General features: G+C 37.4%; 1 protein-coding gene. It reads right to left on the reverse strand.

Annotated features, from left to right (window positions below):
- Positions 1-318, reverse strand: a 318-nt coding sequence (locus ACFIO5_RS11670; protein WP_375705499.1) for a peptidylprolyl isomerase, incomplete at both ends; no start/stop codon positions are given.

Raw genomic sequence — 318 nt, forward strand, 5'->3', positions numbered from 1 at the left:
ACTTTCAACAGGCTTTTTTGTGTATTCGCCAACTTTCAAACCAAACGCAGCATCTTCAAAAGGCTTTACCATTTGACCATGACTGAAATAACCAAGATCGCCACCAACAGCAGCTGAACCATCTGTTGAATTCTTTTTTGCAATCTCTTCAAAACTTTCCCCCTTGTTTAAACGCTTAATGATAGCTTCTGCTTCTTTTTTCGTTTTGACCAAAATATGACGTGCTTTAACCTCATCTTCTTTGGGTAAAGCAGCAACTTCCTTTTTATAAAGTGTTTCCAAATCAGCATCTGAAATCTGATCAACAACTGTCTGTTT

The organism is Bartonella sp. AA86SXKL (assembly GCF_042196885.1).